24 protein-coding genes are annotated in these 24,386 nt (G+C 49.5%); 1 reads left to right on the forward strand and 23 read right to left on the reverse strand.

Annotation, left to right across the window (positions count from 1 at the left end; genetic code table 11):
* Nucleotides 1-1,017: 1,017 nt before the first annotated feature.
* The 8 genes from G3255_RS17810 to rpsF all read right to left on the reverse strand — a co-directional run bounded on the left by G3255_RS17810 (nucleotide 1,018) and on the right by rpsF (nucleotide 9,921).
* Nucleotides 1,018-2,304 carry an adenylosuccinate synthase gene (locus G3255_RS17810; protein WP_211655697.1) on the reverse strand — a complete coding sequence of 429 codons (1,287 nt, stop codon included), beginning with the start codon at nucleotides 2,302-2,304 and terminating at the stop codon, nucleotides 1,018-1,020.
* A 144-nt stretch (nucleotides 2,305-2,448) separates the two neighbouring features.
* Nucleotides 2,449-3,804 carry a replicative DNA helicase gene (dnaB, locus tag G3255_RS17815; RefSeq protein ID WP_058382286.1) on the reverse strand — a complete coding sequence of 452 codons (1,356 nt, stop codon included), beginning with the start codon at nucleotides 3,802-3,804 and terminating at the stop codon, nucleotides 2,449-2,451.
* A gap of 11 nt (nucleotides 3,805-3,815) precedes the next feature.
* Nucleotides 3,816-4,265: a 50S ribosomal protein L9 gene (gene rplI, locus G3255_RS17820; RefSeq protein ID WP_068459461.1), complete on the reverse strand. Its 450-nt coding sequence runs from the start codon at nucleotides 4,263-4,265 to the stop codon at nucleotides 3,816-3,818.
* Nucleotides 4,262-6,238, reverse strand: coding sequence for a DHH family phosphoesterase (locus tag G3255_RS17825; RefSeq protein ID WP_211655698.1), 1,977 nt, complete (start codon nucleotides 6,236-6,238; stop codon nucleotides 4,262-4,264). Before G3255_RS17825 ends, rplI begins: the two co-directional genes overlap by 4 nt.
* 14 nt (nucleotides 6,239-6,252) lie before the next feature.
* Nucleotides 6,253-7,206 carry a YybS family protein gene (locus tag G3255_RS17830; protein ID WP_211655699.1) on the reverse strand — a complete coding sequence of 318 codons (954 nt, stop codon included), beginning with the start codon at nucleotides 7,204-7,206 and terminating at the stop codon, nucleotides 6,253-6,255.
* A gap of 1,590 nt (nucleotides 7,207-8,796) precedes the next feature.
* Nucleotides 8,797-9,033, reverse strand: a complete 237-nt coding sequence (gene rpsR, locus G3255_RS17835) for a 30S ribosomal protein S18 (protein WP_058382282.1) — start codon at nucleotides 9,031-9,033, stop codon at nucleotides 8,797-8,799.
* Between the two features lie 52 nt (nucleotides 9,034-9,085).
* The gene (gene ssb / locus G3255_RS17840) at nucleotides 9,086-9,580 is read right to left on the reverse strand and encodes a single-stranded DNA-binding protein (RefSeq protein WP_058382281.1); all 495 of its coding nucleotides are present in this window, start codon (nucleotides 9,578-9,580) and stop codon (nucleotides 9,086-9,088) included.
* 53 nt (nucleotides 9,581-9,633) lie between these two features.
* Complete coding sequence (rpsF, locus tag G3255_RS17845) at nucleotides 9,634-9,921, reverse strand: 30S ribosomal protein S6 (RefSeq protein ID WP_068459466.1); 288 nt, start codon at nucleotides 9,919-9,921, stop codon at nucleotides 9,634-9,636.
* 165 nt (nucleotides 9,922-10,086) lie between these two features.
* Here rpsF and G3255_RS17850 point away from each other — a divergent pair, with 165 nt between their 5' ends.
* Complete coding sequence (locus tag G3255_RS17850) at nucleotides 10,087-10,638, forward strand: DUF3267 domain-containing protein (protein WP_211655700.1); 552 nt, start codon at nucleotides 10,087-10,089, stop codon at nucleotides 10,636-10,638.
* Nucleotides 10,639-10,706: 68 nt separating this feature from the next.
* Here G3255_RS17850 and G3255_RS17855 read toward each other — a convergent pair whose 3' ends face one another.
* The 15 genes from G3255_RS17855 to rpmH all read right to left on the reverse strand — a co-directional run bounded on the left by G3255_RS17855 (nucleotide 10,707) and on the right by rpmH (nucleotide 23,896).
* Entirely contained in the window at nucleotides 10,707-11,090 is a 384-nt protein-coding gene (locus G3255_RS17855; RefSeq protein WP_211655701.1) for a gamma-glutamylcyclotransferase family protein, read from the reverse strand.
* A 128-nt stretch (nucleotides 11,091-11,218) separates the two neighbouring features.
* Nucleotides 11,219-12,319, reverse strand: a complete 1,101-nt coding sequence (ychF, locus tag G3255_RS17860; RefSeq protein ID WP_211655702.1) for a redox-regulated ATPase YchF — start codon at nucleotides 12,317-12,319, stop codon at nucleotides 11,219-11,221.
* Nucleotides 12,320-12,399: 80 nt separating this feature from the next.
* Nucleotides 12,400-12,600, reverse strand: a complete 201-nt coding sequence (locus G3255_RS17865) for a DUF951 domain-containing protein (protein ID WP_211655703.1) — start codon at nucleotides 12,598-12,600, stop codon at nucleotides 12,400-12,402.
* Nucleotides 12,601-12,615: 15 nt separating this feature from the next.
* A complete protein-coding gene (locus G3255_RS17870) occupies nucleotides 12,616-13,518 on the reverse strand; it encodes a mechanosensitive ion channel family protein (RefSeq protein WP_349291459.1) in 903 nt (300 codons plus the stop codon).
* A 21-nt stretch (nucleotides 13,519-13,539) separates the two neighbouring features.
* Nucleotides 13,540-14,253 (reverse strand): DUF554 domain-containing protein, encoded by a 714-nt coding sequence (locus G3255_RS17875; protein WP_101192094.1) that lies wholly within the window; start codon nucleotides 14,251-14,253, stop codon nucleotides 13,540-13,542.
* A 253-nt stretch (nucleotides 14,254-14,506) separates the two neighbouring features.
* Entirely contained in the window at nucleotides 14,507-15,340 is an 834-nt protein-coding gene (locus G3255_RS17880) for a ParB/RepB/Spo0J family partition protein (protein WP_211655704.1), read from the reverse strand.
* Nucleotides 15,333-16,094: a ParA family protein gene (locus G3255_RS17885; RefSeq protein WP_068459477.1), complete on the reverse strand. Its 762-nt coding sequence runs from the start codon at nucleotides 16,092-16,094 to the stop codon at nucleotides 15,333-15,335. Before G3255_RS17885 ends, G3255_RS17880 begins: the two co-directional genes overlap by 8 nt.
* Nucleotides 16,095-16,248: 154 nt before the next feature.
* Nucleotides 16,249-17,112, reverse strand: coding sequence for a nucleoid occlusion protein (gene noc, locus G3255_RS17890; protein ID WP_211655705.1), 864 nt, complete (start codon nucleotides 17,110-17,112; stop codon nucleotides 16,249-16,251).
* Nucleotides 17,113-17,196: 84 nt separating this feature from the next.
* Entirely contained in the window at nucleotides 17,197-17,910 is a 714-nt protein-coding gene (rsmG, locus tag G3255_RS17895; RefSeq protein ID WP_211655706.1) for a 16S rRNA (guanine(527)-N(7))-methyltransferase RsmG, read from the reverse strand.
* Nucleotides 17,911-18,059: 149 nt separating this feature from the next.
* Nucleotides 18,060-19,943 (reverse strand): tRNA uridine-5-carboxymethylaminomethyl(34) synthesis enzyme MnmG, encoded by a 1,884-nt coding sequence (gene mnmG, locus G3255_RS17900; protein WP_211655707.1) that lies wholly within the window; start codon nucleotides 19,941-19,943, stop codon nucleotides 18,060-18,062.
* A gap of 23 nt (nucleotides 19,944-19,966) precedes the next feature.
* Nucleotides 19,967-21,352, reverse strand: coding sequence for a tRNA uridine-5-carboxymethylaminomethyl(34) synthesis GTPase MnmE (gene mnmE, locus G3255_RS17905; protein ID WP_211656032.1), 1,386 nt, complete (start codon nucleotides 21,350-21,352; stop codon nucleotides 19,967-19,969).
* A gap of 324 nt (nucleotides 21,353-21,676) precedes the next feature.
* Entirely contained in the window at nucleotides 21,677-22,480 is an 804-nt protein-coding gene (gene jag, locus G3255_RS17910) for an RNA-binding cell elongation regulator Jag/EloR (protein WP_211655708.1), read from the reverse strand.
* Nucleotides 22,477-23,256, reverse strand: a complete 780-nt coding sequence (yidC, locus tag G3255_RS17915; RefSeq protein ID WP_211655709.1) for a membrane protein insertase YidC — start codon at nucleotides 23,254-23,256, stop codon at nucleotides 22,477-22,479. The genes jag and yidC overlap by 4 nt, the downstream gene beginning before the upstream one ends.
* Nucleotides 23,257-23,323: 67 nt before the next feature.
* Nucleotides 23,324-23,668: a ribonuclease P protein component gene (gene rnpA / locus G3255_RS17920; RefSeq protein ID WP_211655710.1), complete on the reverse strand. Its 345-nt coding sequence runs from the start codon at nucleotides 23,666-23,668 to the stop codon at nucleotides 23,324-23,326.
* A 90-nt stretch (nucleotides 23,669-23,758) separates the two neighbouring features.
* Nucleotides 23,759-23,896: a 50S ribosomal protein L34 gene (rpmH, locus tag G3255_RS17925; protein WP_033544046.1), complete on the reverse strand. Its 138-nt coding sequence runs from the start codon at nucleotides 23,894-23,896 to the stop codon at nucleotides 23,759-23,761.
* Nucleotides 23,897-24,386 lie beyond the last annotated feature (490 nt).

Genomic DNA, 24,386 nt, shown 5'->3' on the forward strand with positions numbered 1-24,386 from the left:
GCCCGTTTCTAGAGGCGTGAGAGCCTGACGATTGTTTGCTTTCTTGGTGGGGCATGAAGGAAGATAGCTAGAGTTTGCTTGTGGAAAATGTTTTTGCGTTGTATTTTTGCTTCAGCTTCGTATTCGCCGCCTCGCTTTGGGTTGGCCTTTCGCCATAAGCCAGGAAAATCCCCTGTCTTATGGCGTCGGCTCACCCTTGTCGCTCGGCGGCTTGGAGATTTCATTGATTCGGATGCGTTTAAATAGATCTGCTTCTTTAGCTAGTTGCCGGCTAGTGGGGGAATCGCTTCCCGGGAAATATATTAGAAGATAGCGGGAGTTTGCGTGTTGAACTATTTCTGCATTCTACTTTTTCTTCCTCTTATTATTCGCCGCCTTGCTTTGGGTTGGCCTCTTGCCGTAAGCCAGGAAGAGCATCTGTCTTACGGCGTCGGCTCACCCTTGGCGCCGGGCGGCTTGGTGATTTCGTTGATTGGCGTATGTTTAATCAAATCTGCTTCTGTACGAGTTGCCGGCTAGTGGGGGAATCGCTTCCCGGGAAATATATTAGAAGATAGCGGGAGTTTGCGTGTCGAACTATTTCTGCATTCTGCTTATGGTTCAGTTTAGTAGTCGCCGCCCTGCTTTGGGTCGGCCTCTCGCTGTAAGCTAGGAAGTACATCTGTCTTACTACTTCGGCTCACCCTTGTCGCTCGGCGGCTTGGAGATTTCATTGAGTTGAGTGCGTTTAAACAGATCTACTTCTTTACCCAGTTGCCGGCTAGTGGAGGAATCGCTTCTCGAGAGGCGGCATCTGACACATAGGTTCTTGAAGCAAATAACTTGTTGGAAGATGAGAGCTGAAAAAAGACGAAAAACTTATGATTTTCGCCTTTTTTCTCTATTTCCTATGACCTTGTTGTCATAAACATCATATAAGCGCACAAGACGGCTTTTTCATTTATGGCGAATTTGTAGCAAACGCAAAAAAAGCCACTGCCCTCTTGAAAAAAGAGGCAGTGGCTTGTGGGTAGTTGATTAACGCCAAACGCTTTTGACGATGTTTGTTTGGTTGCGGTCAGGTCCGACAGAGAAAATCGAGATCTGGACACCGGTCAATTGCGAGATACGCTCCAAATAATGGCGCGCGTTGTCCGGCAATTCATCCAATGATTTGCACGATGTAACGTCTTCAGACCAGCCTGGCATTTCTTCGTAGACCGGTTCGCAGTCTGCGAGCATGCGCAAGTTTGCTGGGTATTCTGTGATCAACTCGCCTTGGTAACGGTAAGCCGTACAGATCTTCACCGTGTCGAGACCCGTCAAGACGTCGATCGAGTTGACGGTCAAATCCGTCAATCCGCTGACACGTCTTGCATGGCGAACAACCACGCTGTCGAACCAGCCGATGCGGCGTGGACGGCCTGTTGTGGTGCCGAATTCCTTGCCGACTGTGCGAATCTTATCGCCGATTTCATCGAATAATTCAGTCGGGAATGGGCCGTCGCCGACACGTGATGTGTAAGCTTTGCAGACGCCGATGACGTGTGAAATATTCGTCGGGCCCACTCCTGCGCCGATCGTGACACCGCCCGCTACCGGGTTGGATGACGTGACGAACGGATACGTACCTTGGTCGATATCAAGCATGACGCCTTGTGCGCCTTCGAACAAGACGCGGCGGCCGGCATCAAATGCATCGTTCAGCACTTTCGATGTATCGGTCACGTATTTCGCGATTTCCTGTCCGTATTGGTAATACTCTTCCATGATTTCTTCGACTGTGAAGCCCTCTGTTTCATAGAATTTCTCGAACATGCGGTTTTTCTCTTTCAAGTTCATCCGCAATTTCTCTTCGAACACGACATGGTCCAGCAGGTCCGCCATGCGGATGCCGACGCGCGCTGCTTTGTCCATATACGCAGGCCCGATGCCTTTGCCGGTCGTGCCGATCTTGTTCGCGCCGCGGCGCGTTTCTTCCACTTCGTCTTGCTTGATGTGGTAAGGCAAGATGATGTGCGCGCGGTTTGAGATGCGCAAGTTCTCCGTTGTCACTCCACGGTCGTGAAGGCCTTTCAGCTCTTGCACAAGCGCTTTCGGGTCGACAACCATGCCGTTGCCGATAACCGATGTTTTATCTTTATAAAAAATCCCCGATGGAATCAAATGCAATTTATACGTTTCGCCGCCGAAAATGATTGTGTGGCCGGCGTTGTTCCCGCCTTGGTAACGCGCGATTACTTCTGCGTGTTCCGACAGAAAATCCGTGATTTTCCCTTTTCCTTCGTCTCCCCATTGCGTTCCTACTACTACGACTGATGTCATCGTCCGCACCTCCGTTAGGCTTGTCGCCCTGTTTCAAACAGTCTTTATTGTATCAATAGAGCGCCTTGGCGTCAATATGAAATCAAAGAAAACACGAACATCAAAATGCATGAGCGCATTTAATGTTCGTGTTTAATAGATGCTTTAGAAATCGCCGCCGCCTTCTTGGTCAGCCCAATCGATGGTGACGAACTTATTGTACTCCTTCACAAACGCCAGCTTGACGGTGCCGGTCGGGCCGTTCCGCTGTTTGGCGATGATGATTTCAATCATGTTCTGGTCTTCGGTTTCTTTGTCGTAATAATCTTCACGGTATAAAAACGACACGATATCGGCATCTTGCTCAATCGATCCGGATTCACGCAAATCGGACATCATCGGCCGTTTGTCCTGCCGCTGCTCAACCCCACGGGACAGCTGCGACAAGGCGATGACCGGGACTTCAAGTTCACGTGCCAGGCCTTTCAATGAACGGGAAATATCGGATACTTCCTGCTGGCGGTTTTCGCCGGCCTTGCCGGGTCCTTGGATCAGCTGCAAATAATCGATCATGATCATGCCGAGGCCGTATTCCTGCTTGAGGCGGCGGCATTTCGCGCGGATATCGTTAACGCGGATACCTGGCGTATCATCGATGAAAATGCCGGCATTCGATAAACTGCCCATTGCCATCGTCAGCTTGCGCCAGTCTTCATTCTGGAGCGCACCTGTACGCATGACTTGGGCGTCGATATTGCCTTCTGCGCAGAGCATCCGCATGACGAGCTGCTCTGCCCCCATCTCCAAACTGAAGATCGCGACATTTTCTTCGGTTTTCGTCGCGACGTTTTGCGCGACGTTGAGCGCGAAGGCCGTCTTACCGACGGACGGGCGGGCAGCAACAATGATCAGATCGTTGCGCTGAAAGCCCGCTGTTACTTTGTCCAAATCGCGAAAACCGGTCGGAATGCCGGTAACATCGCCTTTGCGTGTATGCAAGAGTTCGATATTGTCGTAAGTTTTCACCAAGACATCTTTGATATGGATAAAGTCGCCTGCATTTTTGCGGCTCGACACTTCCATCATTTTCTTTTCCGCTTCGGCAAGTAAAGCCTCCACTTCGTCTTCACGCGTAAAGCCGTCTTCGACGATTGTGGTGGCCACTCGGATGAGGCGGCGCAATAAAGCTTTCTCTTCCACGATATGGGCGTAATGCCCAACGTTTGCGGCTGTCGGCACCGCATTGGCAATCTCGGTCAGATACGATAGGCCGCCGACATCTTCCAGCTCTTTCTTGACCGATAGCTCTTCTGTCACCGTGACCAAGTCCACCGCTTTGCCGCGGTCCGTCAAATCGATCATCGTCTGGAAAATCTTCTGATGGGCGACGCGGTAGAAATCTTCCGGCATGACGATTTCCGCTACGGAAACCAGTGCCTGTGGCTCCAGGAAAATAGCTCCGATGACGGATTGCTCGGCTTCCTGGTTATGCGGCGGGACGCGGTCAATCGATTCGTTCATATCTATTCCCCTTACGCTTCTTCAGTAACGTGCACACGCAATGTCGCGGTTACATCGTGATGCAATTTCACCGGCACATTCGTATAGCCAAGCGCGCGGATTGCGTCGTCGAGCTCCATTTTGCGCTTGTCGATTTTATGGCCATGGGTCTTTTCAAGTTCTTTCGCTATTTGCTTGGTCGTGATCGAGCCGAACAAGCGCCCGTCATCACCGGATTTCGCTGTCAGTTCAATCGTTAAAGCTTCAAGTTTTTCTTTCAGCTCTTTCGCTTCATTCAATTCCTGCTCGACTTCCTTTTCCTGCTTCTTCTGCTGGCCGGCGAGTTTGCTCATCGCTGCCTGGTCAGCTTCTACAGCCAAGTTGTTTTTCAACAGGAAGTTATTCGCGTAGCCGTCCGCTACGTTTTTAATATCGCCTTTTTTACCTACATTTTTTACGTCTTTCAAGAAAATTACTTTCATTCTTCAGATCCTCCTCTATCGTTTTCGGTTAATACAGTCTTCAATTGCCCGACCGCTTCTTCAAGGCTTGCATCCGGCATTTGCGTAGCCGCGTTCGTTAAATGGCCGCCGCCGCCGAGATTTTCCATCACGACCTGCACGTTGACTTCGCCGAGCGAACGGGCACTGATGCCTACGCCGCCTTCTGTGCGTTCTGCGATGACGAACGACGCGTTGACGTCTTTCATCGTCAGCAAGATGTCCGCCGTCTGGGCGATCAGCACAGGGCTGTAGATACGCCCTGGCTCGCCTTTTGCGATGGCAATGCCGTCGCCGACGAACTCGACGCTTTGGACGATTTTCGCCCGTTCGATATACGTCTCGAGGTCTTCTTTCAATAAGCGCTGCACGAGCACCGTATCGGCACCGTTCGAGCGCAAGTACGAAGCTGCTTCAAAGGTCCGTGCGCCGGTGCGCAGCGTAAAGCTTTTCGTGTCGACGATGATTCCGGCGAGCATCGCTGTCGCCTCGAGCATCGTCAATTTTTCGTGTTTCGGCTGGTATTCGATCAATTCGGTCACGAGCTCCGCTGTAGACGATGCGTACGGCTCCATATAGACGAGCATCGTATTGGTGATGAATTCCTCGCCTCTTCTGTGATGGTCGATCAAGATGACGCGCTCCATGCGCTGAAGCAATCGTTCGTCAATGACCATCGACGGTTTGTGCGTATCGACCACAACCAGCAAGGAATGCTCGGTCATTTCCGACAATGCCTCTTCCGGAGTAATGAAACGCTCGAACAAATCCGGATCGCTTTCGATTTCTTCCATCAAGCGCATCACGCTGCGGTCGTATTCGTCAAAATCGATGACGATGCGGCCTTTGACGCGGTTCATTTCCGCCATTTTGGCAACGCCGACCGCGGCGCCGATCGAGTCCATATCGGGCATTTTATGGCCCATGACAAAGACTTGGTCGCTTTCCTGGATCAAGTCGCGAAGCGCATGGGAAATGACGCGTGCGCGCACCCTCGTGCGTTTTTCGACCGGGTTGGTTTTGCCCCCGTAGAACTTGACCTTGCCGCTCGGATGCTTGATCGCCACTTGGTCGCCGCCGCGCCCGAGCACCAAATCGAGCCCCGATTGCGCCATGGCGCCAAGTTCGATCAAGGAAGCGGAACCCGCTCCGACCCCGATGCTCAGTGTCAGCGCCATATTGTCTTTCGCCGTCACTTCCCGGATGTCATCGAGCACCGTGAACTTGGTTTCTTCCAATTGCTTCAAGATGGATTCATTGAACACCGCCATAAAGCGGTCTGATGAAATCCGTTTCACAAAAATGCCATTGTCGGTCCCCCATCGATTGATCAAGGACGTCACCAGGCTATTTAAATTGCTGCGCACCTGATCATCCATCCCTTGTGACAATTCATCGTAATTATCGATGAACAGGATGCCGATGACGGTCCGGTCCGCATGATACAAAGTTTCTATCTCCACTTGCTCGGTAATATCGAACAAATAGAACAAACGGTCATCCGCACGGTAATAAACGCGGTATTTGCGGCCGCCAAGCGACATGACCATTTCATTCGATTCGGCAGATTTGACCAATTGGTTAAATTCTTCCGTCAAGCTATAAACCGATTCACCGATCAGCGTCTCGTAATCGAGTGCTGAGGTGATATAGGGATTGGCCCATTCGATTTGCTGGTTTTCATTGACCAGCAAAATCCCGATCGGCATCTCGAGCAATGCTTCCTCGCCGACTTTTTTCATCCGGTAGGACAGCGTTTCGATATGCTTTTCGGTCTCTTCATAGTTGCGTTTTTCCAGTACCCACGCCGAGGTGATTGCCGCCCCGTAAAGGATGGCGAAAATGCCCGCGCCCCACTCCGACCAAAGGGAGATGAGGATGACAGCGGCCATTCCAAGAGCCAGCAATGCCAGCAATGGGTATCTTAGATTACGTTTCCTGAAAAAAGCCGACATTTCTCTTCAGCTCCTTACTTTCCTTTAGAGTCATGCGCCCGCTTGATCCAGCCCCGGATGTCGAAGCCGAGATCCAAAATTCCGATGATGCTCGTAAACGACTGCAAAGGAAATGCAAGAACCGTCACAACAACCATCACCCAGCGAGGCCAGCCCTCTTGGTGGATATAAAAATGATAGAACGAGACCCCCTGCAAGAACAGCAGGAATTGCAATAGCATCGAGGCATTGGCGAAAATCAAATACGCCATGGTCCCTTGCTCGAAATCCGATAGCAAGGACACCAAAATCACAATGAGGTAATACCATAATATACTTTTCGGCAAGCGCATCTCGCGGAACGGCGGGAATTTCGGCACTTCGATTCCAAGCCGTTTTAAAATCGGCAGCAAGATCAGCAACAACACCCACACCGTCGTGAATACCGACAAAATTAGCAGCGTCGGCAATAAGGTCTCGAACGTCAGCATGAACTGCGCGACCAGCTCCTCGTATTCCTCTGTCGATTCCGAACCAAGCCGCTCGAGCCAAGTGCCAGCCTGGTCATAAGAATTGCGCATCATCGCCGTAGTTTCTTCGAGGAAATTAATTCCTAAAAAGGCGATCGCTGCCACGTATTGTACCATCACTGATACTAACAGTACGATGCTCGAGCCCATGAACATGAACAATTTGCTTTTTTTATAATGGATCGACAGCCCAATCATGAGCCCCAGCGGAATGTGGATCAACGCCAAAGGCAAAGACAGCAATCCGCCGATCAGAAAGCTTAACACGACCCCGACCGCTGCGACCAGCGCCGACGCCTTTACCGGATACTTGGCGCTATACCAAGCAATCGGCAATGCCAAAAACAAAGTACTGATCAAACTCAGCACCGGTACATATACAGAAATAGCCAATAAGACGGCAAACAGCGCCGTCATCATGGCTCCATTCGTCAACTGACGTGTCTTTTGGTTAGGCATATCTGCGTTTTTCATCTTCTTTCGGGTTTATTTCATCCGTATAATTGTACCATGATTCAAGCCCTTGAACAAAAAAGGGCGGTCGCCTCACTGTACACCTATCGTACCGTTTCGAGAAGAAAAAAGTTCGCGCCATCCGGCAATGGCTGCCTATAGAAAATCATTATCGCTGATTCGACAGAGGATGGAAATAGCAGATGAAAATTAAAGTGGGGGAATCGCTTCCCGGGATAAGTTTGGAGCAGCTAGTGAGGGTTTAGGTGTTGAAGTGCTTCAGCATTCTATTTGTGCTTCATCTTACGCTTCACCGCCCGGCTTTGGGTTGGCCTCTGGCAGTAAGCCAAGAAGAACACTTGTCTTACTGCTTCGGCTCACCCTTGGCGCTGGGCGGCTGGAAGATTTCATTGATGAGGGTGCGTTTAAATAGATCTGCTTCTTTAGGTAGTTGCCAGCTAGTGGGGAAATCGCTTCCCGGGACAAGGTTGAAGAAGAAAGTGAGAGTTTGCGTGTCGAAGCATTTCAGCATTCTACTTGTGCTTTAGCTTATTATTCGCCGCCCTGCTTTGGGTTGGCCTCTTGCCATAAGCCAATGAAATGGCGAAAGGAAGTTGAGTCATTTCATTGGCGACGCATCTGCGTAGCAGATGTGGGAGCAAGGTGTTTGAGGTAATGCTTGAATAAACTTTTTATCTTCGGCGTCGGCTCACTCCTTTACGCTCGGCGGCTTGAAGATTTCATTGATTAGGGTGCGTTTAAATAGATCTGCTTCTGTAGGTAGTTGCCGGCTAGCGGGGGAATCGCTTCCCGGTATAAGTTTGAAGTAGATAGTGAGGGTTTAGATGTTGAAGTGCTTCATCATGCTATTCGTACTTCATCTCGTTATTCGCCGCCCTGCTTTGGGTTGGCCTCTTGCCGCAAGCCAATGAAATGGCGAAAGGAAGTCGAGTCATTTCATTTGCGACGCATCTGCGTAGCAGATGTGGGAGCAAGGTGTTTGAGGTGATGCTTGAATAAACTTTTTATCTTCGGCTTCGGCTCACCCTTGGCGCTGGGCGGCTGGAAGATTTCATTGATGAGGGTGCGTTTAAATAGATCTGCTTCTTTAGGCAGTTGCCAGCTAGTGGGGAAATCGCTTCTTGAGATACAGCATCTGACAAATAGGTGCTTGAACCGAATATTTTGTTGGAAGATTAGACTGAAAACCGCGTTCTCTTTGATCCAAATGATACGAGTTACAAAACATGATGCACTTCCACACTTTACGTCGAGTGAACAGAAGAAAATTTCTTACCCTCTAAAACTAGAGACGGAGTGGAAGGGGGCTGACGCCTGTGGGACCGCGCGGGCTGGCGAGACAAACGTGGCGCGCACTTTGTCACGTTGGCTCAACACCCGCCCCACGGCAAGCAGCCCCCTGCAACGCAGTCGAAAAGCGGAAGCTTTTCTACTCACTTCTTTTTATTTCTGCCACATCAGTTGTAAGTTTTGCAGTGCAGTCTTAACTATTCTGCTCACTAACTTAACTTCCCGCCGGTCAATTTCCCAAAGCATATAAAAAAGAGGCCGGTTTCCCGGCCTCTTTGAACAATCTTATTTTTCTTCCGCTACGAACGGTAGAAGTGCCATGATACGAGCGCGTTTAACTGCAATTGTCAAACGACGTTGCCATTTAGCGCTTGTGCCCGTAACACGACGTGGCAAAATTTTGCCTCGCTCAGAAATGAATTTCTTAAGCAAATCAGTGTCTTTGTAGTCGATGCGTGTAATGTTGTTTGAAGTGAAATAACAAACCTTTTTACGCTTCTTGCCTCCGCGACGTGGTGCCATATCGAATTACCTCCCTCATCTTCAGATTTCTATTCGCTGATGGGCGCCTGGTTTAGAACGGCAGATCGTCGTCTGAAACTTCGATCTTCCCGCTTCCGCTTGAAAACGGATCGTCATCTACACGAGTGTTGTTTTGCTGACTTGGACTAGACGGTTGGTTCTGTTGATAAGACGGCTGCTGTCCATACGAGCGATCGTTTGAACGATCCCCAGATCCGGAGTTGGCGCTTTTCGGTTCAAGGAATTGAACACTGTCTGCCACCACTTCCGTCGTATAAACGCGCTTGCCATCTTGACCCTCGTAGCTGCCAGTCTGAATGCGGCCTTCGACGCCGGCGAGACTTCCTTTTTTGAGGAAATTCGCTGTGTTTTCAGCCTGCTTGCGCCAAACGGTACAATTGATAAAATCTGCTTCGCGTTCACCTTGCGCATTGGAGAATGTCCGGTTTACAGCAAGTGTAAAACGAGCCACCGCCGCTCCGCTTGGCGTGTAACGAAGATCAGGATCTTTTGTCAGTCTTCCGACCAATACAACCCGGTTGATCATCAGAATTCAACCTCCTTTTTCAAGTCGTGTATTATCTGTATTCCGCTTACTGCTTATACGTCTAGGCGTACAGCCATGTGGCGGATAATGTCTTCATTGAAGTTCGCAAGACGTGTAAACTCGTTGATAGCTTCTGTCTCAGCATTAGCTTTAACGATCTGGTAGAAACCTTCTTTGAAATCATTGATTTCATAAGCCAGACGGCGTTTACCCCACTCTTTCGACTCGATGATTTCCGCACCGTTTGAAGTTAGGATTTCGCTGAAACGCTCAACTAGCGCTTTCTTAGCGTCCTCTTCAATGTTCGGGCGTACAATGTACATTACTTCATATTCTCTCATCGTATTGTCACCTCCTTATGGACTTGGGCCCTGCTGATTCCAGCGGGCAAGGAGCAAGCAATCATAAATATTACTCACATCAACATATTGTAGCATACGCACAAACTTCCGGCAAGCTGTAATTTAGGCTATACTGGAAGCATCAAAATTCGGGATGTGTTGACAATGGAACCGCAGAAAGTGATCAATTTGAACATAGAAGAAATCGCACCAAAAGCATTGTGGTTCAATGTCGTGCTCGTTGTCGGCTTCGCGCTTGCCTATCAGCTGTTCCGCGAGCCGCTCTCTTTCGGCTTTTCGCTGTTCGGCATCCTGTATTTTTTCGGCGGCTACGCGCTGTTGATCGTGCTACATGAATTATTCCATTTGATCGGCTTTGTCGCCTTCGGTAAAGTACCGGTTTCGTCGCTTCAATACGGCCTCAATTTAAAATTGGGCATCGCTTATGCGACAAGCGACCGGCCTGTGAAAAACCGGGCGATGCGGGCTGTTTTGCTGCTGCCTTTTTGGATGACCGCTGTGTTGCCGACCGTCATCGGCTTCTGGGTCGGCGACCAAGTGCTCGTCCTGCTCGGCGCCATGCTGACGGCTGGTGCGTTCGGCGACTTCCTCATGTACCGTGAATTGCGCAAGGAGCCTAATGATGCCTGGATACTGGATGACCCGAAACTCCCCCGCCTCCACGTCTATTCCAGCTACCCGCCGCTAGATGAATGAATGGCAGGATCCACACAAATAAAAAAAGAAGGCTCGGCAGATTTCCTGCCGCGCTTTCTTTTTGCTTTTTATATCACAAACGACCGTTCCACATCCCATACGCCTTCCGGGATATATTCCTTCAGCAATCGCTCCGCTTTCGCCGTATAGACGATCGCTTGTTTGTTGCCGCGTTCAGTTTCGACTTCGATTGTCAGGCGGTCGTACATGTCTGTTTTTACGTTCCCTGAGTAATCTTCCAGGTCGTTGATCGCCGGCCATAAAACATCTGGAATGTCGTAAAGCTCTCCCTGGATGACATCGTCGCCCGATAATGCGAGCGCCGGATAGCCGAGCCCCGTGTCATACAAGCTCCCCGAAATCGTCACGTGTTCTGCCACCAATTCCGCTTCCTCCAGGTAGAAATGGTATTTGCCGCCTCTTTTCAAAGTTCCATACGCGAATAAATACATTCGTTTCCCTCCTCATAAAAAACCGGATGCTCAAAAAAGCACCCGGTTCGGTATTCTTTTCCAGCCGCCAATCCGTTGTTAACTTGTTTCCATGGCAATGACTGACAATAAACTAGTAGGCATAAGCCTTATACATTAAATCTGAAGAGCATGACATCGCCGTCTTTGACGATGTATTCCTTGCCTTCTTGACGCACTTTTCCAGCTTCTTTCGCTGCTGCCATCGAACCGGCTTCCACCAATTCTTCGTAAGCGACGGTTTCTGCGCGGATAAAGCCGCGTTCGAAGTCGGAGTGGATGATGCCCGCACATTGCGGGGCTTTCATGCCTTTTTTGAACGTCCATGCACGCACTTCCTGCACGCCGGCAGTGAAGTATGTAGCAAGTCCGAGCAAGTTATAAGCGGCTTTGACCAATTGATCAAGCCCTGACTCTTCGATGCCGAGCTCTTCGAGGAACATTTCTTTTTCCTCATCATCAAGCTCTGCCATTTCCTCTTCGATCTTCGCACACACGACGATCACGTCGGAATCATGCCCAGCGGCGTAATCGCGCACTTGCTGGACATATTCGTTGCTCGCCGCATCGGCAATTTCATCTTCCGATACGTTCGCTACATAGAGCATCGGCTTGAGCGTCAACAAGTTCAAGCCTTTCGCGATTTTCAGCTCATCTTCCGTGAAGTCGATCGAACGGGCCAATTCGCCGTTTTCGAAAGCTTCGCGGAGCTTCGCCAATACCGGCTCTTCAGCGACGGCATCTTTGTCTTTTTGCTTCAGCAGCTTGGCGTTGCGGGCAATGCGCTTTTCGATGCTTTCCATGTCTGCCAAGACGAGTTCCAGATTGATGACTTCGATATCAGATACCGGGTCCACTCCGCCGGAAACATGCGTGATGTTGTCATCAGCAAAACAGCGCACCACTTGTGTGATGGCATCCACTTCGCGGATATGGGCAAGGAATTTATTGCCGAGCCCTTCCCCTTTGCTGGCGCCTTTGACGATGCCCGCGATGTCGGTGAATTCGAACGCTGTCGGGATGGTCTTTTTCGGTTCGACCAATTCCGTCAGTTTATCGAGGCGCTCATCAGGCACTTCGACGATGCCGACGTTTGGATCTATCGTACAGAACGGGTAGTTCGCCGCTTCGGCGCCCGCTTTCGTAATAGCGTTGAATAATGTGGATTTCCCCACGTTTGGTAATCCTACAATCCCTGCAGTTAATGCCAAAGGATTCACGACCTTTCTTTTTCGCTCACAAATTTTGCAACCATTCCATTATAGAAAGAGGAGGCGGAAATGTCCATTCCTCATTCCGCCTCGGCCTTCACCAATACTTTTTTCATTTTTTTATTGAACTCGACTCGCGGCAGCATGACGCTGTGCTGGCAGCCTTCGCATTTGATACGGATGTCAGCGCCCATACGGATAATTTTCCAGGCGTTCGCCCCGCATGGATGCCCTTTTTTCATTTCGACAATATCATGTAACCCGAATTCCTTCATTTCCATGGCTGCGTCCCCCCATCATTTAGTCGCATTCATTGCAGCTGCATCACCGGGCTCACGGTGCATGACCACCATGCGAGGATACGGCAATTCGACGCCGCGCTGATCGAGAAACTCTTTCAAGTCACGGCGCATTCTGCGAGATACCGCAAAATGCTGCATCGGCAAAGTTTCCGCCGTCAAGCGCATGACCACTTCCGTCGCTGTCATGTTCTGCACGCCAAGCAGTTCGGCCGGGCTGATGACTTCTTCGTAAGTGGGCTGCACCGTTTCCAAAAATTCCAAAATCAGCTGTTCCACTTTTGCCAGGTCGGAATCATGAGAAACGCTCAAATCCACGACCGCGATTGAATTATGAAGCGAGAAATTGACGACTTCCGTGACTGTGCCGTTCGGGAAGATAAACAGCTCACCGGTCCACGCCTGCACTTTCGTTGTACGCAAGCCGATTTCCTGGACCGTTCCTTCGGCTTGGTTGATGCGGACATAGTCGCCGACTGAAAATTGGTCTTCAAAAATGATGAAGAAGCCGGTGATAACGTCGCGCACCAAGTTCTGTGCGCCAAAACCAACAGCGAGGCCGACTACCCCGGCACCGGCGATGATCCCGCTGATGTTGACCGAGAACGCCGACAGTATGGCAACCAGCGCCATAAATCCAATGACATATGTAACAATATTTTCCAATAACTTCGACAAAGTCTGATGACGACGGCCATTCGTTTTAATCGGCCCTCTCAAGCGGACTGAAAACGATTTGCGGATGATGATCCGCACGACACGCGTCAATATATAGGCACCGACAGCAATTAAGATGACACGCAAAGCTGTTCCGGAAATATCGAGCCACATTTGCTCATCCAGCAGCTTCGCCATCATACGATTTACAAATCCTTCAACAACGCTTCTTTCGTAAAACACGTCTACACCTTCTTTAGTTACTTACATCAGATTGAATTTAAACACGGCCGTGACAAGAAACGCAACTACAATGATCCCCGGCAATAAGTTTGCTACACGGATCTTCACAATGCCCATCAAATTAAGGCCGATCGCCGCGATCATCACCCCGCCGGTCGCCGTCATCTCGGTGATGAACAAGTCCAGTGCCGCTTCCGGGATAAGCAAGCTGATCTGCGTCGCAAACAAAGCGATCAAGCCCTGGTAGACAAATACCGGAATCGCCGACAGCATCACGCCGATGCCGAGCGTCGAGGCAAGGATGATAGATGTAAAACCGTCAATGATGCCTTTTGATACGAGAACGCCGTGTTCATTGCTGAGACCGCTCTCCAATGCGCCGATAATGCCCATCGCGCCGATAACAAAAATCAGCGTCGCTGTGACGAACCCTTGCGCCAGGCTGCCCTGGCTTTCTTTCGTGCCAAGCATCCGTTCAATCCAGCGGCCGAATGCGTTCAATTTGTCTTCGAGCCTCGCCCACTCGCCAATGACCGCACCGAGCACCAGGCTGATGATGACGATGACGAAATTCTGGCTCTCAAAGCCCATCTGCAAGCCCAAAACGACGACCACCAGCCCAATGACATACATGACCGTCTCTTTCATCCTGTCGGGAATATTGCGCAATGCTCGCCCGATCAGTGTTCCTATGACAATTAAAAGCGCGTTGACCAATGTTCCCCAAAGAACCATATTCGAGCCCCTTCCTCTCCGTGATTCGGAATATACAAAGCGCCGGCTCTTCTCCCTCTTTTTCATCAGGTTTCAAAAACCGTCTGCTGAGCTGCCATTGCCTAAGATCCATGTTCTAGTTGCGACGGCTTTCTCCCGCTTCAAAGAAACGCCTATTTCCCGTCTCCGGAAAATAGGCCGTTTTCATACCGATGTAACGGTTCATTTAGATATTTGCCCCGAACACAAAATACACTCTGTGCCGGTTAACGGTTTACTTCAGCAAATCCAGAATTCGTTCCAAATCATCTTCTGAGAAAAACTCGATTTCAATCTTGCCTTTGTTCTTCTGTTTTTTGATCTGGACATTCGTGCCGAAACGGTCACGCAGCTCAGATTGTTTTTCTTCTATAAAGATATCCTTTTTCTTTTCCGGTGTTTCACGTGGAACATTGTCATTCAAACGCTGCACCAGGTTCTCCAGCTGACGGACATTCAATCCTTCTTTGACCGCCTTTTGCGCCGTCTCCGAAATATCCTTTTTGCTGCGCAATCCGAGCAACGTACGACCGTGCCCCATCGACAGTTTTTTGTCCGAAATGAGCTCGCGTACGTCTTTCGGCAAAGTCAATAAGCGAATATGGTTGGTGATATGCGGGCGGCTTTTGCCAAGTCGGAATGCCAATTGCTCCTGTGTCAAATTCAAAGTTTCCATCAGCTTCTGGTAGGCTTCCGCCTCTTCGATCGGCGTCAAATCCTCACGCTGCAAGTTTTCAAGGATTGCCAGTTCCATCATCTGCTGTTCATTGAAATCTTTGACGATGGCGGGAACTTCTTTCAATTTGCACAGTTTTGCCGCACGGAATCGGCGTTCGCCGACGACCAGTTCGAATTTCGCGCCTTTTTTCCGTACTACGACAGGCTGCAAAATGCCATGCTCGCGAATCGATTCGGCAAGTTCTTCAAGTGCTTGCTGATCGAACACTTTGCGCGGCTGATGCGGGTTTTCTTTAATATCGGTCAATTTGATCTGCATCACTTTATCCGTTTCGTTGACTGTTTCTCCTGGAAACAACGCGTTGATGCCTTTTCCCAATCCTTTAGCCATTACGAATCACTTCCTTCGCCAATTCTAGATAAACTTCTGCGCCTCTGGACTTCGGATCATAGATGATGATTGGCTCTCCATGACTCGGGGCCTCGCTCAAGCGGACATTGCGCGGAACCACGGTGTCGTACACTTTGTCTTGGAAGTATTTCTTTACTTCTTCGATGACTTGCATGCCCAAATTGGTCCGTGCATCGTACATCGTCAGCAGCACCCCATCGATCATCAGATCGTGGTTCAAGTGTTTTTGAACTAAGCGGACGGTACTCAATAACTGGCTTAAACCTTCTAGAGCATAATATTCACATTGTACTGGAATAATAATTCCGTCTGAAGCGGTCAACGAATTCAAGGTCAATAAGCCAAGTGATGGCGGACAGTCGATAATGATGTAATCGTATAAATCCTTTACTTCGGCCAAGGCATTTTTCAGTCGTGCTTCGCGTGAAATGGTCGAAACCAATTCAATTTCCGCACCGGCCAGTGAAATCGTCGCCGGCACCACATGAAGATTTTCGACTTTCGTCTCCATGATCGTGTCTTTGACATCCACATCGTCAATAAGAATTTCATAAATGCATTGATCGACATCGCCTTTATTGACGCCGACGCCGCTCGTCGCATTGCCTTGTGGATCGATATCTATTAACAGCACTTTCTTGCCTAAGTATGCAAGACAGGCGCTTAAGTTCACTGATGAAGTTGTTTTTCCTACACCGCCCTTTTGATTGGCGATGGCAATCGTTCTACCCACACGTGCACCAACTTTCTTCGATACTGTCTTTATTTTACTGCGGAAACGCCTTTATGGCTATCCGCGACAGCTTCCATTTCTATATTGTATCAAATTTCCTGTTTCATAGAGATAAATCTGCCAAAAAAAGCCCTTTCCTCAACGGAAAGAGCGATTATGGGCGTTTTTTCGGAATTTTCACGGTAATTTGGTAATAATCCTCGTGTTCTTCCTCTTTTGTATCAAGCTTAATGCCGCTTTTTTTGACCATCGACAGCGACTCTTTAATGGTATTCATCGCAATGCGCATATCCCGGCTGACAGCTTTCCGGCGTTTCTTAGGCTTTTTCGGAACTTCCTCCGTCAAGCTTTTGATGCGTTCTTCCAGCTCTTTAACGTTGAGCCCTTCTTCCAATAGCTGTTCGAGTAAGTGCTGCTGGAGCTCAGCGTCTTTTATCGGCAGCAAAGCTCGGGCATGGCGTTCAGTAATGCTGCGCGTAAGCAACGCTTGCTGGACGGCTTCCGGCAGCTTTAACAGCCGCAATTTATTGGCGACAGCTGACTGGCTTTTGCCGAGCCGCTGCGCCAATGCCTCCTGGGTGATTTCCTGGATTTGCAGCAAATTGGAATAGGCATGTGCTTCTTCAATCGCCGTCAATTCCTCGCGTTGGAGGTTCTCGATCAACGCGATCGACGCCGTTTCTTTATCGCTCAATTGACGGACAATCGCTGGAACTTCCTCCCAGCCGAGAGAGGTCATCGCGCGGAAGCGCCGTTCCCCTGCAATGATTTCATAAAATCCTTCCTGCTGCGAATCCCTGACGACGATCGGCTGGATGACGCCGTGGACGTGGATCGTCCGGGCCAACTCTTCGATTTTCTCCTCGTCAAAAACAGTCCGCGGCTGGAATTGGTTGGCATGGATCTTAGCCAGCGGTATTTTCACCACTTCTTCAGAAGCATGGCTTGATGCTTCTGCTGTTGCTGCATCGTTTGCTTTATCTCCGCCTCCGAAAAGACGGGCAAAAGGACTTTTCATGCTCAGGCACCACCTTTTTAAAAACTTGCTCTTGTTGTTTCATTCAAAGACGCGTTTACAGTTCCATATGTTCCACGTGAAACATTAGCTGATCGGCGATTTGTTCGGCATACCCGCTTTTCTCGGATATTTCTTCGGCGTTGCCTTGAATTTCCGGAACACTTGGATATGGCGTTCGCTTTCTTCCACAGGCAAGAGGAAGGAATGCACGGCTTCCTGTTTTACTCCAAGCACTTGAAGCGCTTTGTCCGCGTCTTTCAGTTCATCGGGCGCGGAGGCTGCTTTCATTGCGGCAAATGCCCCTCCTTGCTTGACGAGCGGCACACAAAGTTCAGCGAGCACAGACAGTCTCGCCACAGCCCGCGCTGTTACGATATCGTAGCTTTCGCGGTGCTGCGACTGGCCGAAATCTTCTGCGCGCGAGTGGACGAAAGAAACTTTGTCCAACCCGAGGGCTTCACTCAAATGATTCAAGAATTGGATGCGTTTGTTCAATGAATCGACGATCGTCACTTCAATATGAGGGAAGCAGATTTTCAGCGGGATGCTCGGGAAGCCGGCCCCTGCCCCGACGTCGCATAATGACAGTGGCTTGGTAAAATCCATGTAAAAGGCGGCACTGATGGAGTCGTAGAAATGTTTTAAATAGACATCTTCCTGCTCTGTGATGGCCGTCAAATTCATTTTCTCGTTCCACTCGACGAGTTCTTTGTAATAAATGCGGAATTGCTCCAGCTGGCGCTCGGAAAGTTCGATGCCTTGTTGCTTCAGCGCTTGCGCGAATTGCTGTTCGTTCACTGTATGTCCCCCTCTCACCTGTCTCACCGCACATCTGCGGGAGCGGGATTAGCGTTTTTATGTAAAAGCAAATGGGCTGGCGGATACCAGCCCATTTCGAGTTCTGTTATGTGCTGGCGGCCATGCCGCCCAGTGAGCTCAAATCCCAACTAGACTTTTGCGATTCTTCCTTGTTCAATATACACCAATAAAATCGAAATGTCAGCAGGGTTGACGCCGGAAATGCGTGTCGCTTGCGCAATCGACAATGGCTGCACTTCTTTCAGTTTGCCGCGCGCTTCCGTCGCGAGCCCTGAAATGGCATCGTAATCGATGTTTTCCGGAATCTTTTTGTTTTCCATTTTCTTCAGCTTGTCGACTTGAAGCAGGGATTTTTCGATATAGCCTTCGTATTTTACGTGAATCTCGACTTGCTCTTTCACTTCGTCGCTGAGCGCGATGTCAGATTCAGTCAAGGAAGCGATCATGTCGTAGTTCATTTCCGGGCGCTTCAACAGGTCGGCTGCACGGATGCCGTCTTTCAGCTCGCTGCCGCCTGCGTTGCGTATCGCTTCCTGCGTTTGTTCGTTCGGCTTGATGATGATGCCGCGCAGGCGCTTGATTTCTTCCTCGATATGGTCTTTTTTCTCAAGAAAGCGTGCATACCGCTCTTCTTTGATCATGCCGAGCTGATAACCGAGTTTCGTCAAACGCAAATCTGCGTTATCGTGGCGCAGCAATAAGCGATATTCCGCACGAGAGGTCAACAAGCGGTAAGGCTCACTTGTGCCTTTGGTAACCAAATCATCGATCAAGACGCCGATATAGGCATCGGAACGGCTGAGGATGACTTCTTCTTTGCCAAGCACTTTCGCTGCAGCATTGATGCCTGCCATCAGCCCCTGCCCCGCTGCTTCTTCGTAGCCGGACGTGCCGTTGATCTGTCCTGCTGTATAAAGGTTGGTGATTTGTTTAGATTCAAGCGTCGGCCATAATTGCGTCGGCACGATGGCATCGTATTCGATGGCATAGCCTGAACGCATCATATCGGCCTTCTCAAGCCCTGGAATCGATTCAAGCAGCTTACGCTGAACGTGTTCCGGCAAACTAGTGGAAAGGCCTTGTACGTAAACCTCGCGCGTTGAGCGCCCTTCCGGCTCCAGGAAAATCTGGTGGCGCGGCTTGTCGCTGAAACGGACGATTTTGTCTTCAATCGACGGGCAATAACGCGGTCCTGTGCCTTTTGCCATACCGGAATACATCGGCGACAAATGCAAATTCTCATCGATGATTTGATGTGTTTCGCTCGTCGTATACGTCAGCCAGCATGGCATTTGGTCCATGATGAATTCCGTCGTTTCAAAGCTGAACGCGCGCGGCACATCGTCTCCCGGCTGGATTTCCGTTTTCGAATAGTCGATGCTGTTGCTGTTGATGCGCGGCGGTGTACCGGTTTTGAAACGCACCGTCTCAAAGCCGAGCTGCTCCAGATTTTCCGCCAATTTAATGGACGGCTGCTGGTGGTTCGGCCCGCTTGAGTAGCGCAAATCGCCGATGATGATTTCTCCGCGCAGGAAGGTTCCGGTCGTGATGACCACCGTTTCCGCGCGGTAAATGCCGCCTACTTGTGTAATGAGGCCTTTGACTTCCCCATCTTCAACGATCAACTCTTCTGCAATGCCTTGGTGCAAGCTCAAGTTCTCCTGTTCTTCCATCAAGCGCTTCATTTCCTGCTGGTAGAGCACTTTATCGGCTTGTGCACGCAATGCGCGGACAGCCGGCCCTTTGGCGGTGTTGAGCATTCTCATTTGAATATGCGTTTTATCGATGACGCGGCCCATAGCCCCGCCCATTGCATCTATTTCACGTACCACGATGCCTTTTGCCGGCCCGCCGATAGACGGGTTGCATGGCATAAAGGCGATCATATCGAGATTCATCGTCAACACAAGCGTTTTAGCGCCCATGCGTGCAGAAGCGAGTGCTGCTTCCGCTCCGGCATGGCCTGCGCCTACGACGATGACATCGAACGTGCCTGCTTCGTATTGTGGCATGTTCGTTCAGTCCCTTCAAAAATTTATTTTCCTAGGCAAAATTGCGAGAATAATTGGTTCAATAAGCCGTCATCTGCCGTATCGCCGATGATCTCACCGAGAATTTCCCATGTACGGGTCACATCGATTTGGATCATATCGACCGGCACATCCATTTCGGCGGCTGAAATCGCATCCGAAATGGTTTGATGCGCTTGGTGCAAGAGCGAAATATGGCGCACATTGGAGACATAGGTCATATCCCCCGCCTCGATTTCCCCTTCAAAGAACAATTCGGCGATCGCTTCTTCGAGCTGGTCGATGCCTTCTTCTTCAATTAAAGAAGTCGTCACGAGACGTGTGTCGCTAGTCAATTCCTTCACTTGTTCCAAGTCGATCTGTTGCGGCAAATCGGTCTTGTTGATGACGACGATGTAATTCATGTCGCGGACCGCTTCGAACAATAAGAGGTCTTCTTCGGTCAATTTCTCTGCGTAATTTAATACGTAGAGAATCAAATCGGCTTCTTTTAATACTTTGCGCGATCGTTCGACGCCGATCCGCTCGACAATGTCCTCTGTTTCCCGGATGCCTGCCGTATCGACGAGACGCAGCGGCACGCCGCGAACATTGACATATTCTTCGATGATGTCGCGCGTCGTTCCGGCGATTTCCGTGACAATGGCTTTGTTTTCCTGGACTAAACTGTTCAATAGCGACGATTTCCCGACATTCGGGCGGCCGATGATGACGGTCGATAAGCCTTCTCTCAAAATCTTGCCTTGCTGGGAAGTTTGGAGCAATTTAGCGATTTCCGATTGCACCCATTGCGCTTTTTCGAGCATCATCGGGCGCGTCATTTCTTCCACATCGTCATATTCGGGATAATCGATGTTCACTTCCATCTGTGCGATCGATTCCAATAACGCCTGGCGCAGCGAACTGATGAGACGCGACAAACGCCCTTCCATCTGCGTCAGGGCGACGTCCATGGCACGGTCCGTTTTCGCGCGGATCAAGTCCATCACGGCCTCTGCCTGGGACAGATCGATGCGCCCGTTAAGGAATGCGCGCTTGGTGAATTCACCTGGCTCTGCAAGCCGTGCACCGGCTCTTAAGGCGAGTGACAATACACGATTGACCGATACGATGCCGCCGTGGCAATTAATTTCCACGACATCTTCACGGGTAAATGTTTTCGGTGCTCTCATCAATGCGACCATTACTTCCTCCGCTATTTCTTTCGTTGCGGGATCTTCGATATGGCCGTAATGGATGGTATGGCTCGCCTGGTCAGCGAGTGCTTTACTGCCCGGCGCACGGAACAACCGGTTTGCGATAGCTACCGCTTCCGGCCCGCTCAAACGGACGATGGCGATAGCCCCTTCACCGCTTGGCGTGGAAATCGCGGCGATCGTATCGAATTCCATCATGATGCTGTTTCCTCCTCTTGCAATAAAATACCGAGGGCGAACAAAATTGACGTTGCCCACAGCATGCTTTTATGGGTTAAAACAGTTGTCCACATGTGGACAACTGACAAAATATGCGTGACTGTACAACGTACAACAATAACACAAAACGCATAAAATCAAAAGATGCAGCGCTCGGTTTTGGTATTTTTTTCAGGTTCACTGCGCAAATATGATATGCATAAATATACATCCGTCCATAAAATAGCCGCTTCTCTGTTTCATTCCATAAAAAATACCCGCTGGCGTCATGTGAATGACGCCAGCGGGTATTTTTTTCAATTATTTATGCGGTTCGATGACCAAATAGCGGTTCGGATCTTTACCTTCCGAATACGTGTCGATATCCAGCCGCCGTGACAGCGCTTGATGGATCACTTTCCGCTCATAGGACGGCATCGGTTCGAATTGGACACGGTTTCCGGTGCGGATCGCTTTGTCCGCCATCCGGTCTGCCAATTGTTCCAATGTTTCCTGGCGGCGCTCCCGGTAATTCTCTGCATCCAACTCGACGATCATGAATTGTTCAGCGTGACGGTTCGCTACCAATTGCGCCAATTGTTGCAGCGAATTCAAGGTCTGCCCTCTTTTGCCGATGAGCATCGCCACTTTTTCGCTTTCCAATTTAAAACGCACCGTTTTGCCTTGTTTTTCATGCGCAACGGTCAAATCATCGATCTTCATGCCTTTTGCAACGTCTTTTAGATAGGTTTTCGTTTCTTCGATCGCTTTATCATTCGAAGGTTTCACTGCAGATCCTGCAGCTGATCCGCCGAAATCCGGTTCTTCTCCCTCTTCTACTGGAGCTGATGGCATCTCTGCTGCTATCTCTTCTTCAGAAGGTTTGGCGCTATCCGCTCGTTCCGGCATTTTCTCCGTCTGCTGCGGCGCCTTTTCAGTTTCTGGCTGCCCCAAATCCATCACCGTGACTTCTACTTCTGCGTCTTTTGCACCGAATCCGAAAAACCCCTTTTTTCCTTCTTCGATGACGCGGACCGTTACTTCGTCCCGTGATTTATTCAGTTTTTCCAGCGCGTTTTCAATCGCTTGTTCGACCGTTTTCCCCGTTTGTGTAAGATGCTTCACTTTTTAGCCCCTCCTGTTTTCGTTTTAACAGGCTGTTGCACTTCTTTCTTTTCCCATGGACGGTAAATGAACATGTTTTGGATAAGCGAGATGATGTTCCCGATTACCCAGTAAAGTGTCAATGCGGACGGCAAGACGATCCCGAACCCGGCAATCATGACCGGCATGAAATACATCATTGCCTTCATTTGCGGGTTGTCCATTGCAGGGCCCGTACGCAGAACGATCAATTGCATGACACCGGCTGTAACGGCCAGGATGATGCTCGGTTCTGCCAGCGGGAAGATCAAAAATGTGCCAAGATCGATTTCAGGCGTTGCATTCATACGGCTGATCGCGTGATAGAAACCGATCAAAATCGGCATCTGGATGACAACCGGCAAACAGCCGGCCATCGGGTTGACGCCTTTTTCCTGGAACATCGCCATCATTTCCTGCTGATATTTCTGCTGGGTGACGGCGTCTTTCGATTTATACTTCTCTTTTAACTTAGCCAGCTCAGGCTGAATTTCCTGCATGCGTTTCGAACTTTTCGTCTGCTTGATCATCAATGGCAGTAAGGCTAACCGGATGAGAATCGTTACTGCAATAATCCCGAATCCATAAGTACCTAGGAAATCCTTAAAGAATACGATGATCGATACTAACGGCCAAACGACAAACTCATTCCAAAATCCTTCGCTTTGGTCGCTGATCGGCTGGTCAAACTCCATACAGCCCGACAATAAGAGGGCAACAACCACCAAGGCGAAGAGCAATCCTGTTCTCTTCTTCACTTTGCTTCCTCCAAACTCTATTCAATTACTTCCTATAGTAACATCCGGATCGATCCGGCATCTACATCTACTTCTTCGGCAAAGCGCGTGCGATCTTCAGCACATGCTCCAGACTTTTCTTGCTTTCATGAAAATCTAAATTGGCCGCCTGTGGTCGGGCGATGATAATGTAATCCGCGTTCGGCAGGAGATCATCCTTCAATTCCAAGAAGGCTTGGCGGATATAACGCTTGACGCGGTTTCTAGCGACCGCATTGCCGACTTTTTTGCTGACGGAAAGGCCCAGGCGAAATTCCTCCTGCTGCTCGCCTTTCAGCAAATAAACAATGAATTGCCGATTCGCAAATGATTTTCCTTTTTTGAAAACGCGCTGAAACTCCGTATTCTTCTTGATCCGCTGCTGCTTATTCATTTTTTCACCTGCTACTTGCTTATTTTGATGCATTTTCGCTCAAATCCCGCGAAAAAGAAAAAAAAAGACCACTGATGCGGTCAGTGGACTTTAAGCTGATAGTACTTTTCTTCCTTTACGGCGACGGGCAGCGATAACGCGACGTCCGTTCTTTGTGCTCATGCGTGCTCTGAAGCCGTGCACTTTGCTGTGTTTGCGTTTATTTGGTTGGTATGTGCGCAATGTCATGACCTTACACCTCCTATATAAAAGTTAACTATTTTCTAAAGACAGTCTCGACTATTATAAGGGCGCTGGCTTGTCTCTGTCAATGGTTTCTTTTAAATGCATAAGATCAGCGGGGCAACCAGAAAAGGAAAGTTATACACAATCAAGGAGGATTCCCGGTGAACTTCCTGTGATCTCATTTTTAGCGCAAATGATTTATCCACATGCCTTATCGACAGGTTTTTCACATAGGAACTGCCTGTGGATATCAAAAATGTGCACAAACGCCGCCATGTGGATAAGTGAAAGAAATGCTTGTAATGTCTATCGTTTTTTGATAACATTGTTTTGTTTTCACTTGTTAACAATTTCTATCCCGAAATAGTTATCCACATATTGTGGGTAAGGTGTGGATAGTTTTCCCTAAGCCTGTTTACAAACTTTATCCACAGGCTGTGGTTTTGTGTATGGTATACTGTAAAAAATCTTTACATATAAAGGAGATACGCTA

The organism is Planococcus sp. MSAK28401 (assembly GCF_018283455.1).
Taxonomy (GTDB): Bacteria; Bacillota; Bacilli; order Bacillales_A; family Planococcaceae; genus Planococcus; species Planococcus alpniumensis.

Excerpts from the sequence above, each read along its gene's own strand:
- mnmE (WP_211656032.1), bottom strand. The coding sequence starts at position 21,352 with ATGGAATTCGATACGATCGCCGCGATTTCCACGCCAAGCGGTGAAGGG.
- G3255_RS17865 (WP_211655703.1), bottom strand. The coding sequence starts at position 12,600 with ATGGAAATGAAGGAATTCGGGTTACATGATATTGTCGAAATGAAAAAA.
- dnaB (WP_058382286.1), bottom strand. The coding sequence starts at position 3,804 with ATGAACGAATCGATTGACCGCGTCCCGCCGCATAACCAGGAAGCCGAG.
- noc (WP_211655705.1), bottom strand. The coding sequence starts at position 17,112 with ATGAAAAGTCCTTTTGCCCGTCTTTTCGGAGGCGGAGATAAAGCAAAC.
- G3255_RS17850 (WP_211655700.1), top strand. The coding sequence starts at position 10,087 with ATGGAACCGCAGAAAGTGATCAATTTGAACATAGAAGAAATCGCACCA.
- G3255_RS17855 (WP_211655701.1), bottom strand. The coding sequence starts at position 11,090 with ATGTATTTATTCGCGTATGGAACTTTGAAAAGAGGCGGCAAATACCAT.
- G3255_RS17830 (WP_211655699.1), bottom strand. The coding sequence starts at position 7,206 with ATGCCTAACCAAAAGACACGTCAGTTGACGAATGGAGCCATGATGACG.
- ssb (WP_058382281.1), bottom strand. The coding sequence starts at position 9,580 with ATGATCAACCGGGTTGTATTGGTCGGAAGACTGACAAAAGATCCTGAT.
- rnpA (WP_211655710.1), bottom strand. The coding sequence starts at position 23,668 with ATGAATAAGCAGCAGCGGATCAAGAAGAATACGGAGTTTCAGCGCGTT.
- rpmH (WP_033544046.1), bottom strand. The coding sequence starts at position 23,896 with ATGACATTGCGCACATACCAACCAAATAAACGCAAACACAGCAAAGTG.
- rpsR (WP_058382282.1), bottom strand. The coding sequence starts at position 9,033 with ATGGCACCACGTCGCGGAGGCAAGAAGCGTAAAAAGGTTTGTTATTTC.
- rpsF (WP_068459466.1), bottom strand. The coding sequence starts at position 9,921 with ATGAGAGAATATGAAGTAATGTACATTGTACGCCCGAACATTGAAGAG.
- G3255_RS17810 (WP_211655697.1), bottom strand. The coding sequence starts at position 2,304 with ATGACATCAGTCGTAGTAGTAGGAACGCAATGGGGAGACGAAGGAAAA.
- rplI (WP_068459461.1), bottom strand. The coding sequence starts at position 4,265 with ATGAAAGTAATTTTCTTGAAAGACGTAAAAAATGTAGGTAAAAAAGGC.
- G3255_RS17875 (WP_101192094.1), bottom strand. The coding sequence starts at position 14,253 with ATGGTTCTTTGGGGAACATTGGTCAACGCGCTTTTAATTGTCATAGGA.
- mnmG (WP_211655707.1), bottom strand. The coding sequence starts at position 19,943 with ATGCCACAATACGAAGCAGGCACGTTCGATGTCATCGTCGTAGGCGCA.
- G3255_RS17880 (WP_211655704.1), bottom strand. The coding sequence starts at position 15,340 with ATGGCTAAAGGATTGGGAAAAGGCATCAACGCGTTGTTTCCAGGAGAA.
- G3255_RS17825 (WP_211655698.1), bottom strand. The coding sequence starts at position 6,238 with ATGTCGGCTTTTTTCAGGAAACGTAATCTAAGATACCCATTGCTGGCA.